Origin of the sequence: Exiguobacterium sp. s150 (assembly GCF_018618435.1) — a bacterium.
Lineage (GTDB): Bacteria > Bacillota > Bacilli > Exiguobacteriales > Exiguobacteriaceae > Exiguobacterium > Exiguobacterium alkaliphilum.
Window position 1 is genome coordinate 1 of the sequence record NZ_JACSMC010000085.1, and the last position, 466, is coordinate 466.

Consider the following 466-nt stretch of genomic DNA (forward strand, 5'->3'; position numbering starts at 1 on the left):
TGCTAGCACGGGCGATTCATCTCCCACCTACGCTGGGCTTCGCCCCGGACGCTTAGAGGAGGGAGAATTCTCGCCTGATTTAGTTAAATTGAGAGATGTGAAATACATCATGGCCCACGAAGACTCCTAACATACCGGATCAGAGTGGGTCATTTTCATTAGGAGGGACATACATGACTTACTCCAATCAATACAAGGACGTGGAGAGTATCATCGATACCTTGCTCGTGCTTGATACGTTTTGCGCCTCAAGAGACATCGAAGTCGAGTTTGTCGTGGTTGGCGCTTCGGGGATTCTTCTGTTCATTGAAATGATGAATAAAGATGCCGAGTATCGTCCGACGCGAGATATTGATATTCGCGTGACAGAGGGCGTTGTGACACCTGAATTGAAAGAGGCGCTTCATGAATATGAAATTGAAATTGTCGAAGGGGTGATTCAGTTCCCACCCCGTGAAGACTTTAG

The 466-nt window shown here is 47.4% G+C and carries 1 protein-coding gene; it reads left to right on the forward strand.

Annotated elements, in window-relative coordinates:
- Window positions 1–173: 173 nt before the first annotated feature.
- A partial coding sequence (locus KNP76_RS15665; RefSeq protein WP_214845050.1) for a hypothetical protein occupies window positions 174–466 on the forward strand: 293 nt, incomplete at its 3' end.